The organism is Atopobiaceae bacterium (assembly GCA_022483015.1).
In the GTDB taxonomy this organism is placed as follows: domain Bacteria; phylum Actinomycetota; class Coriobacteriia; order Coriobacteriales; family Atopobiaceae; genus JALCUE01.
Window position 1 is genome coordinate 2,265,408 of record JAKVOB010000001.1, and the last position, 10,595, is coordinate 2,276,002.

A 10,595-nucleotide genomic window follows, 5' to 3' on the forward strand; every position below is an offset into this window, starting at 1 on the left:
TCGGAAGCGGAGATACTATCACTAATAGCTATTGACGATAGGTTTTCGCCCGGACATCTATCGGTAGAAGTAGCTCACGCACACGGCGCAGGTCACAGGAGTGAGGGAGGACGTCACATGGGCACGGGCACGACCAAGGATTCACACAACCGTGATGTCGAGAAGAACGAGTCCGCTGCGGCTTACTTCGCCACTCCCGACGTCCCCTACACGGCCGAGGAGCTCAACCTGGCCGAGCACCTCTTCCGCTCGTTCGGCCTCATGTCGCGCGGTCCCATGCAGCAGATCCAGGGTGCCACGCGCGGCGAGATGGCGCTGCTGGGCTTCCTCGAGTCGACCGACCACCCGTTGGCCCCCTCCGACCTTGCCGAGAGGCTCAAGCTCACCTCGGCGCGCATCGCCAACACCCTGAACTCCCTCGAGCGCAAGGGCCTCATCGAGCGCTCGCACGACGAGACCGACCGACGCCGCGTGGAGGTCTCGATCACGCCGGCCGGCAGCGAGCTGTTCCGCACCCAGCTCAAGGGTGCCGTCCTGGGGCTCACAGCAATGGTGCGCGACCTCGGCATGGACGACGCCCGCGAGTTCGTGCGCATCACCAGCCGCATCGAAGGCCTCATCTCCGAGCGCGAGCAGGTCTACCCTCCCCCGCTCATCGACTTCGGGGACATCGCGTAGCACGACGTCGCGGGATCGCGGCCGAAGTCGCCTTCCCCGCACAGGCAATCCCGGCAAGGCTGGCGCCTCGCCGTCTCAGATATCTATCACCACTAGCAGCTAGTACCATTATAGAAAGGGGAACCATATGCTCAAGGTCCTGAGATACCTCGACAAGAAGCAGTGGGGCATGGTCGCGATCAGCCTCGTCTTCATCGTCATCCAAGTGTGGCTCGACCTCACCCTGCCCGACTACATGAGCAACATCACCACCCTCGTCGAGACCGAGGGCTCCACCATGGGCGAGATCCTCGAGCAGGGCGGCTGGATGCTCCTCTGCGCCGTGGGCTCCATGATCGCCGCCTGCATCGTGGGCTACTTCGCCGCAAAGGTGGGCGCCGGCCTCGCCCAGACGCTCCGCGGCCACGTCTACGACAAGACGCTCGAGATGAGCAAGGGCGACGTCGAGCACTTCTCGACCGCCAGCCTCGTCAACCGCTGCACCAACGACATCACGCAGGTACAGACCCTGGTCATCATGGGCCTGCAGGCCATCATCAAGGCACCGGTCCTCTGCATCTGGGCCGTCTGCAAGATCGCCGGCCACGGCTGGCAGTGGTCGGCCGCCACGGCGGTCGCCGCGTTCGTGGTCATCATCATGCTCGTCTTCACCCTCATCTTCGCCGTGCCGCGGTTCCGCCGCGTGCAGGGCATCACCGACAAGATCAACCGCCTCTGCCGCGAGCACCTCGTGGGCATCCGCCCGGTGCACGCCTACAACGCCGAGGCCTATGAGCAGAAGCGCTTCGACGAGGCCAACGACGACATCACCGACGTCAACATGGTCGCCTATCGTGTCATGGCCATCATGAGCCCCGGCATGACCTTCGTGACCAGCGTGCTCACCCTCGTGGTCTACTGGATCGGCGCCTACCTCGTGGAGGCGGCGCTCCCCGGTGCCAAGCTCGGTGTCTTCTCGGACATGGTGGTCTTCTCCAACTACGCCATCCAGGTCGTCATGGCCTTCGTCCTGCTCAACATGATCTTCATCCTCCTGCCGCGCGCCCAGGTCTCGGCCGGCCGCATCATGGAGGTCATCAGCACCGACCCGTCCATCAAGGATGGCAAGGGTGCCGACGTGACCGACGCCGAGAAGGGCACCGTGGAGTTCCGCGACGTCTCGTTCAGCTATCCTGACGGCGGCGCCGAGGTCCTCTCGCACATCTCGTTCAAGGCCGAGCGCGGCCAGACCGTCGCCTTCATCGGCGCCACTGGCTCGGGCAAGACCACCCTGGTCCAGCTCGTCGACCGCCTCTATGACCCCTCGACCGGCACCGTGCTGGTCGACGGCCACGACGTGCGCGAGTTCTCGCAGGACGACCTGCACAACCGCATCGGCTACATCCCCCAGACCGCGACGCTCTTCTCGGGGACCGTTGCCTCCAACGTGAGCTACGGCGAGGCAGCGCAGGACATCACGCGCCAGGACGTCACCGAGGGGCTCGACATCGCCCAGGCCTCCGACTTCGTCTCGAAGATGGACAAGGGCGAGGACGCGCGCATCGACCAGGGCGGCCGCAACGTCTCTGGCGGCCAGCGCCAGCGCCTGGCCATCGCCCGCGCCGTGGCACGCAAGCCTGAGACGCTCATCTTTGACGATTCCTTCTCGGCGCTCGACTTCGCGACCGACAAGGCCCTGCGCAACACCCTTTCCGAGAAGTGCGCCTCGACCACGCGCCTCGTGGTCGCCCAGCGCATCGGCACCATCAGGAACGCCGACCAGATCATAGTGCTCGACCACGGCGAGGTCGTGGGCACGGGCACGCACGACGAGCTCATGCAGACGTGCGACGCCTACCAGGAGATCGCGCTCTCGCAGCTTTCGAAGGAGGAGTTGGACAATGCCTAGCAGCATGCCTGGAACCGACCACACCGTCGCCATGGGGACCGAGAATGCCGACATCGGCGGCGCGTTCAAGAACCTGTTCTCATACCTGGGCCGCAAGAAGGCCCCCGTCATCATCGCCTGCGTGCTCTCGCTCCTGGGCGCGGTGCTGAACCTCATCGGACCGTCGAAGCTCGGCGAGATCACCGACATGATCAGCAACGGGCTCACCGGCACCATCGACCTCACGAGCGTCACGTCCCTGGCCACCCTGCTCGTGATCCTCTATGCGGCTGGCTTCATCGTCAACTACATCCAGGGCTTCATCATGGCCACGGTGACCCAGAAGGTCACGCAGAACATGCGTCGCGACATCTCGCACAAGATCGACCGCCTGCCGCTCAAGTACCTGGACGGCACGCCGACCGGCGACGTGCTCAGCCGCGTCACCAACGACGTCGACACCGTGGGCCAGATGATGAACCAGTCCCTCTCCACGATCGTGAGCTCGGTCGCCATGCTCATCGGCTCGCTCGTCATGATGTTCGCGACCAACGTCCTCATGACGCTCGCCGGCGTGATCGCGACGCTGTTGGGCGTGGCCCTGGTCATCTTCGTGATCATGAGGTCACAGGGCTACTTCACCCAGCAGCAGGCCGAGATCGGCAAGATCGACGGGCACGTGGAGGAGGTCTTCGGCGGGCTCGACGTGGTCAAGACCTGCAACGGCGAGAAGGCCGCCGGCACCGAGTTCCACAAGATGAACGACGCGCTCTATGGTGCCGCGTGGAAGGCCAACTTCCTCTCGAGCCTCATGATGCCGCTCATGATCTTCATCGGTAACCTCGCCTACGTGGCCGTCTGCATCGTCGGCGGCATCCTCGTGATCCAGGGGAGCATCGGCTTCGGCGTCGTCGTCTCGTTCATGATCTACATCCGCCTGTTCACGCAGCCGCTGCAGAACCTCTCGCAGGCCGCGACCTCCGTCCAGACCATGGCCGCCGCCTGTGGGCGCGTGTTCGAGTTCCTGGACGAGGAGGAGCTCTCGGACGAGTCCGCCAAGACGACCCGCCTCGACGACATCCAGGGCAGGGTCACGTTCCACCACGTGCACTTCGGCTATGACCCCGAGAAGACCATCATCAACGACTTCACCGCCACGGCGCAGCCTGGCCAGAAGATCGCCATCGTGGGTCCCACCGGCGCCGGCAAGACCACCATCGTGAACCTCCTCGAGCGCTTCTACGAGGTCGGGTCAGGCAGGATCACCATCGACGGCACCTCGACCCTCGACCTCACCCGCGAGAACGTCCACGAGCTGTTCGGCATGGTGCTGCAGGACACCTGGCTCTTCGAGGGGACCCTGCGCGAGAACCTCGTCTTCGACACGCCCGACATCTCCGATGACCGCCTCATGGAGGTCTGCGAGTCGTGCGGGCTCGGCAGCTGGGTCAAGCAGCTCCCCAAGGGGCTCGACACCGTGCTCACCGACGAGACGAGCGTGAGCGCCGGCCAGCGCCAGCTCCTCACCATCGCCCGCGCCATGCTGAAGGACGCGCCGCTGCTCATCCTCGACGAGGCCACGAGCTCCGTCGACACCCGCACCGAGCTCAAGGTCCAGGACGCCATGGACAAGCTCATGTGCGGCCGTACGAGCTTCGTCATCGCGCACCGCCTCTCCACGATCAAGAACGCCGACCTCATCCTCGTGATGGAGGACGGCGACATCATCGAGAAGGGCACGCACGACGAGCTCATCAAGCAGGGTGGCGCCTACGCCAAGCTGTACAACTCGCAGTTCGAGCAGGCCGCGTAAGCAAGAGGTACTTCTCGCCGTCACTTGTCGACGGCAGACGCGAGGGCCCCGGCATCCATGTGGGTGTCGGGGCCCTCGTTTGTCTCGATGGTGGCCGCCGGATCCCCTCCCCATTCCGTCGAGGTAGCGGGTTCGGCACCTTCTGACCCCTCAAAAGGTGCCGGATGCGCTACCTCGACGAGGGGACCGCAGGGACCACCAGAGACTACCGCGCCTGCCGCCTGCGTCGGAGGCCCCACAGGGACACCCCCACGACCACGCACGCAGAGCCAGCTGCCAGCGGGAGGCCAGCATCCACGAGGGGATCGGCGGTGTCTGCCAGCCGCGCGACGCCGACCGACGTGGCGCTGGCCTGCGTGAGGTTGCCATTCTCGCCCCCGCCCGACGAGGACGCAGCTCGCGTCGTGGGCGTCGGGGTGGTCGGCGTCGCAGGCGTATCAGGGCTCTCGGGCTCCTTCTTCTTAGCGATGGTCACGGTGCAGCTGGCGGACTTGCTCACGTCCGCGTCGCTGGTGGCGGTCACCACCACGGTGCCCTCCCCCTTGGCCGTGAGGACCGGCATCTCGTCACCCGAGAAGCTCGCGTTGGCCTGGATGTCGACACTGTCAAGGTCTCCCGAGAAGCTCCAGCTGATCCGCGTGGTGGTGGGATTCTCGGCGCCAAGGACGGTCGCGGTGAGGTCGAGCGACTGGTCGCCCTCGCCCAAGGTGATGCCGGCGTCAGCCTTGTCGAGGCTGACGCCCGTGGGATGGTCATAGGCGTTGAGGCCCCGGCGCAGCATGCCGCTCTCCATTGAGGCCGTGGCAGCAAAGGTCCAGCAGGCCCCGAGGTTGCCCTGGTTCTTGACGCTGGTGACGGCATTCATGTCACGTAGGTCGAAGGAGGACGGCAGGCTGACATCAGGAGCGCTGGTGCTGCAGGCGGAGAGGTCAGAGGTGATGGTCAGCTCGCCGCTCTGGGAGGGGCCCTCGGTCGTGATATCCTCCATCGTCGCGTCGGTGGCAGTCGCAGGCATGCCTCGCAACGCGAGTTGGGCCGCCGTGTCGACCCCTTCCGAGGCGGCCGAGAGGAGCCGGTCGTCACCGGACCCGCCCGTGGTGAAGGCCCGGAGCGATGCATAGTACCCACCCTCAGCACCTATGTCGCTCACGCTACCGTCACTGTTGTAGTAGTAGCTGATGCCAGCGAGGGCCTGGACCGGCTGAGCCTCCCTCCGGTTTGGTCTGGTGAAACCGATCTTGGTCTTCCCTCCCTTGGTCGAGTCGGCGCGAAGAATGACCTCGTAGCGCGTGTTCGCCGGCAGCTCGATGGGCTGGGCAAGGGTCTCCTTGTAGTAGCCGGCATATTTCTCGCTCACCTGCATGAGGTGCGTCGTCTCCGTCGAGTCCCCGAGGCGCAGATAGACGTCATAGATGCCATCGGCAGCGAGGGCCGTGAAGCTGACGGCGTCCAGCTGCTCCTTGGTATCCCCGGTCATGAAAACCTGGCCAACCTTCTGGGGGCCCTCGACCACTGAGTTGGTCGCTGCGCCATATTGGTCGTTGTAGTACTGGGTCTCGGTGACCGAGGCTGCCTCCTGGGCCAGGTACACAGCGGGCAGATTGTAGGCGAAATCGGCCGTCTCGTAGGAGAGGTAGAAGTAACCGTCGTCGCCCGCGCTGGTACCCCAACTGTTCTTAACGATAAAAGCCCCGTCACATGAAGGCTTCTGGTAGTCGAAGTCAGAATAGCCGTACGCCTTCGCGAGCGCAGCATTGCCCGTGAAGTTGTCCCTCGAGTAGGTGTCGTCCCAGCCGACCACGGTGATGGCATGTCCGCCATCAGCGCTCGTGGCATACGGATAATCCGTGCAGGCAAAGTAGTTCGTGCTTGTCGAGTCGTAGGCGGTCCTATGGACCCCGAGACTCGCAAACACCGCACCATAGTTGATGACGGCATTCTTGATCTGGGTGATGTAGCCATCACTGTTGCAGTTGGGGAGGAAGAGCGCCGTCGTGAGGTGTGTCGTCGTCGTCCCCGGCACATAGGTGACCTTCGAGGTCGCGTCAGAGTAGGGCTGGTCCGCCTCGGTGACTGGCCCATCGAGCAGGCTGTAGTACTGGGTGGCCATCAGGAAGTGACCGCCTCCGTCAGCACCTCCGAGATAGGCGTAGCTTCGTTTGTCGACACCCGCGGTGTCATACCATGCCGACAGCATGTTCATCTCGGAGAGGTCGAGGATGCTGGGGTCGGTGGCTTGCCTCTCGAGGTCGAGGGTATAGGGCCGGGTGTCCGATGAGCCAGTCTCGCTCTCGACCCTGAGGTAGTACTTGCCAGCCAGGGTTCCCTTCGTGGTGATGGATTGGTCTCCATCTCCCTGACTCATAGCCACCACGTTGCCCGTCACGTCCAGGAGGGTCGCCGAGTAGGACAGGTCGCTCGAGGCCGTCTCGATGTTGATGTTGAGGTTGTAGGTCGCGTCCAACGTGAAGCTGTAGCAGTCCACGTCGAACGAGGTCGAGACCAGCGCCTCGATCATCGTAGGGAAGCTCAGGGCCGTCGCCTGGCCGATGACGTCGTTGTGCTCATAGCGGTCCTGGTTGACCGAGTGGGTAGAGTAGGTGAAGGTACATACCTGCGAGGTCTCGGTATCTGGTCGATTGGTCAGATAGGCAAGGGCCCGGATGACGACGTCCTTCTCGATGGTAAGGGGTCCCGTGTAGACCGTGCCGTTCGCGACCTCGCCCTCGGCACTGACAGCCGGGTCGCTGCCGTCGGTGGTGTAGAGGATGGTCGCACCCGAGGTCTGGGAGCCCAGCGAGACCGGCTGTCCGGCGGCCACGTTGCCGGGATCCACGGAGGCCGTGGGTGCGGCAGGAGCCACATAGATGGTCCATGACGCCACATTCGAGGTCGTTCCCGCGGTCGGGTCGTAGGCGATGGCCTTGATCCGCACGTTTTCCGTGGGCGTGATGGGGCCGTCATAGCGGGTGCCCGTCTGGGGCGTGGGCGCGGCAAGGTCATCGTCCTTCTCGGCACCAAGGGTGTAGTAGATCTCCATGCCGTCCTCGGCGGCCAGCGAGATGGTATCGCCGATGGTGATGACCTGCTCGTTCGATTGGTCGCACGTCACCTGGTCGGGGACGTCCTGCTGGATGCCGGCGAAGTGCATGGCCGCGTCGGCACCCACAGGCGTGAAGGTCCCTCCGACGCGTCCGGTCGAGAGCGCCGCCGCACCGCCTCCTGCCAGGGTCGTCGGCAGCGTGGTGCCCATCTTCGAGACGGGATAGGTGAACCCGGTGAGGTCCAGTCCCCTGAAGCCGTAGTTCCCCGATTCCTCTTGCAGGACGAGGGCGACGTTGTAGTCACGGACGAACCCCTCGAAGCCCTCCCTGCCGATCACGCCCTTCCCCTTGAGGACCTTGGTCAGGACCTCCCTCGTGCAGGCGTGCTTTCCGTCGCCCACGTCATAGTTCAGGACGGCACGATAGATCCCGTCCCCTCCGCTGGAATGGCCCACGGTCTGGGCAGCGAGGTAACGGCCGAAGAGGTACCACTGGGCATAGACCAAATAATCGTTCGGCACGTATTCGCCTGAGAAGATGAAGGGGACGGTCGTCCCTTTTGATGAGATGTAAAGCTGCAGGTAGTAGGTATAGGTTCTCATGGCATCTTCCGTCATCCCTGCCACGGTGGGTGCACTCTGCGAGAAGGTCTCGTTGAGCCAGGAATCGCTGTCACTACCGACCAACGCAAAGTTGATCAGGTGCTGGAACTCGTGACAGAGGGTGGATTCGAGCATCATGGAGTCCGTCATGCTCTGGTTCAGGTTCACACGGTCCATCTGCTCGCCGGCACGCGTGAGGTCATCGCCCCAGAAGTAGCCCTTATAGTACCTAGAGATACCCGTCACCACGACGGCGACCTTACCGTCGTGGTCGACGTCCACGGCATTGGGGCTACCAAACCCGCTGACCATGTTCGCGTAGTATCCGTCGAACCTCTGGGCCAGACTCTGGGCCTCCGCAGTCTTGGTCGCATCCTCGTACCAGATGGTGCAGTGCTCACCTGTCGCAAGGCAGGTGTGCGTGATCTTGGTGTTCGTCTGCACGCCTTGGTCGTCCACGGACGTGAGTATCGTGAGGTCCTTCGTGTCGCCCACCTGGTAGGCGGCCGTCGGCGTCGAGTCAGCAGCCGTCTGGACCTCGTCAAGGGTCACATCTCCCGTGCCCAACGCCAGGGTCCCGCATTCCTGGAAGGCCCCCTCCGTCGTGAGGGAGCTGTCAAGCTGGCTCCGGAGCGAGGCCGCACCCATGGCCTCGCCCGTGGGCAGGGTCGCCTCGTACTGCTCGTTGGTAGAGATGTCGAAGTTGGTGTTGGTGACCAGGGTCAGGTTGCCGGCATAGCCATCGTCCGCGTCGGTATCGACCACATTGCTGGTGGCATGGGCTGCCGACCCGAAGGACAACAGCGACAAAGCGGTCAGGACGACGAGCGTGAGGAGTCGGCTTCTACGAATGCCCATGGCACACCCTTTCGTAGGATGGCCCAGACCAGGCCCTTGTTACGATGCGACCCATCATACGCCGATGTTTCAGATTGCTTTTAAGGTTGAGCCGCTATTCGGCCACTGGTCCAAGCCGGCCGCCTGGTCCCCTCCCATCCCGTCGAGATAGCGGGTTCGGCACCTTCTGACCCCTCAAAAGGTGCCGGATGCGCTACCTCGACGAGGGAGGAGGGCCGCGGCCAAGGAGAATCCCGCGCAACACCAGGGCACGCTCGCGAGAAGAACCTCAAGCAGATAGGCCGCGAGCGGCTTCGCCGCATACGCCGGGGCGAAGCCGACGATACCTGCGATGTAGCCGACATAACCCAGGTCGACGAAGGCCCAGAGACCTGCGACGCAGACGACAGCCGTGAGTGCCCAGGTCACCGCCCTACGTCGCCGCGACACGGGTCCCCGCCGCGCGAGCACGGCCGCGTGCGACACGCGCACCGCCCAGCCGCCATGCGCCGCCATCAGCACGAATCCCAGGTGCACCGAGAGCAGGTGTGCAGCGCGCGCCGGACCAGCGAGGCCGAGCCCGAAGCCGCCCGTGAGGTCCGCCATGAGGAGCCCGCTCACGACCATGACGGTAAGGCTGGCCGCACATCCCAGCACCAGCACCGCGTCGACCGCGCGGAAGACGCCCCACCTGCCGTGCGCCAACGCAGCGAACCACCTGCGGTGCAGCACGACGTGCCACGCCACGGCCGCACCGAGCACGAGCCCCATGACCTCGTGGACGAGGGGCGGCACGTACCCACGCAGCATCTGCGCCAGCATGCCCACCATGAGCAGCGCGTCATCGACCTCGCGCAGCAGCGCCCGGCGCCTCCTCGCACCATCTGTCATCGTCTTCGCCATACGGCCATGCTAGGACGCGTCGCCGCCACGCACGAAGGGTGCGTTGTACGAGGCGCTCGCCCCGAAGAGGTCCGTGAGCTTGCCGCGCATGCCCTCGATCGCGGCCGCACCGGAGGCCGGGACCATGAAGACGTACTGGCAGGTGCGACGATACTTGTAGTCGGCATAGACGTCGACGTTCCCGAAGCCCATGAGGTGGCGATGGACGCCCTCGCTGATGGAAGCGTCATCCGACCCCACGTAGACCTCGCGATAGCGCTCGAGGTCGGCATCGTGCCGTGCAGGCGAGCCGAGGAGCACGATGACGTAGCAACCGGGGATGGCGAAGTACTCCAGACCAGCATCCTTGGCGGCCATGTAGTTCTTCTCGAAGGTCGGGGTGTCCACATGGACGTTGCCCTCGACCACCGCGAGCGCGGCATGGCGACGCTCGTCCGTCTGGTGTCGGGCGTTCTGCGCACCGACCGCACCGGCAACGAAGCCACCCGCGGCACCGACCGCCTGGCCGGCACCCTCGACGGCCCCCTTGGCGACGTTGCCCACGCCCTTGGCCGCATCACCCACGGCACCGGCGGCCTTGCCCACGGCGTCGGCCGCCTGCTTCTGGAACTCGGGGTCACGGATCTTCTCGGCAGCCTCGGTCGCCAGGTCGGAGGCCAGGCCGGCCACGATGGGAGTACCTATCTCGAATGCCTTCTTGGCGAACGCACCTTTTGCCATGGCCGCCCCTCCGCTGAGACCCGTTCCGTCAGCCGAGAGGAACCAACCTGCCCCGACCACGTCGAATGGTAGCAAAGGCGTCGCCCACGGGGCCGACGTACCGGACGAACGGCACGACGCGGTTGGGGGAC

6 protein-coding genes are annotated in these 10,595 nt (G+C 64.6%); 3 read left to right on the forward strand and 3 right to left on the reverse strand.

Going from position 1 to position 10,595, the window contains the following annotated elements:
* Nucleotides 1-117: 117 nt before the first annotated feature.
* The 3 genes from LKE50_09650 (at nucleotide 118) to LKE50_09660 (ending at nucleotide 4,358) form a co-directional block, all read left to right on the forward strand.
* Entirely contained in the window at nucleotides 118-678 is a 561-nt protein-coding gene (locus LKE50_09650; protein ID MCH3968851.1) for a MarR family transcriptional regulator, read from the forward strand.
* 127 nt (nucleotides 679-805) lie between these two features.
* Complete coding sequence (locus LKE50_09655; GenBank protein MCH3968852.1) at nucleotides 806-2,566, forward strand: ABC transporter ATP-binding protein/permease; 1,761 nt, start codon at nucleotides 806-808, stop codon at nucleotides 2,564-2,566.
* A complete protein-coding gene (locus LKE50_09660) occupies nucleotides 2,559-4,358 on the forward strand; it encodes an ABC transporter ATP-binding protein/permease (protein ID MCH3968853.1) in 1,800 nt (599 codons plus the stop codon). Before LKE50_09655 ends, LKE50_09660 begins: the two co-directional genes overlap by 8 nt.
* Nucleotides 4,359-4,563: 205 nt before the next feature.
* On the opposite strand, the gene LKE50_09665 is transcribed toward LKE50_09660, so the two are convergent.
* The 3 genes from LKE50_09665 to LKE50_09675 form a co-directional block, all read right to left on the reverse strand.
* A complete protein-coding gene (locus tag LKE50_09665; GenBank protein MCH3968854.1) occupies nucleotides 4,564-8,862 on the reverse strand; it encodes a chitobiase/beta-hexosaminidase C-terminal domain-containing protein in 4,299 nt (1,432 codons plus the stop codon).
* A 174-nt stretch (nucleotides 8,863-9,036) separates the two neighbouring features.
* The gene (locus tag LKE50_09670) at nucleotides 9,037-9,732 is read right to left on the reverse strand and encodes a hypothetical protein (protein ID MCH3968855.1); all 696 of its coding nucleotides are present in this window, start codon (nucleotides 9,730-9,732) and stop codon (nucleotides 9,037-9,039) included.
* A 21-nt stretch (nucleotides 9,733-9,753) separates the two neighbouring features.
* Nucleotides 9,754-10,464, reverse strand: coding sequence for a hypothetical protein (locus tag LKE50_09675; GenBank protein ID MCH3968856.1), 711 nt, complete (start codon nucleotides 10,462-10,464; stop codon nucleotides 9,754-9,756).
* Nucleotides 10,465-10,595: the final 131 nt, after the last annotated feature.

What these genes read in the sequence shown, in the direction of transcription:
- LKE50_09650 (MCH3968851.1), top strand. Translation starts at nt 118, where the DNA reads ATGGGCACGGGCACGACCAAGGATTCACACAACCGTGATGTCGAGAAG.
- LKE50_09655 (MCH3968852.1), top strand. Translation starts at nt 806, where the DNA reads ATGCTCAAGGTCCTGAGATACCTCGACAAGAAGCAGTGGGGCATGGTC.
- LKE50_09660 (MCH3968853.1), top strand. Translation starts at nt 2,559, where the DNA reads ATGCCTAGCAGCATGCCTGGAACCGACCACACCGTCGCCATGGGGACC.
- LKE50_09665 (MCH3968854.1), bottom strand. Translation starts at nt 8,862, where the DNA reads ATGGGCATTCGTAGAAGCCGACTCCTCACGCTCGTCGTCCTGACCGCT.
- LKE50_09670 (MCH3968855.1), bottom strand. Translation starts at nt 9,732, where the DNA reads ATGACAGATGGTGCGAGGAGGCGCCGGGCGCTGCTGCGCGAGGTCGAT.
- LKE50_09675 (MCH3968856.1), bottom strand. Translation starts at nt 10,464, where the DNA reads ATGGCAAAAGGTGCGTTCGCCAAGAAGGCATTCGAGATAGGTACTCCC.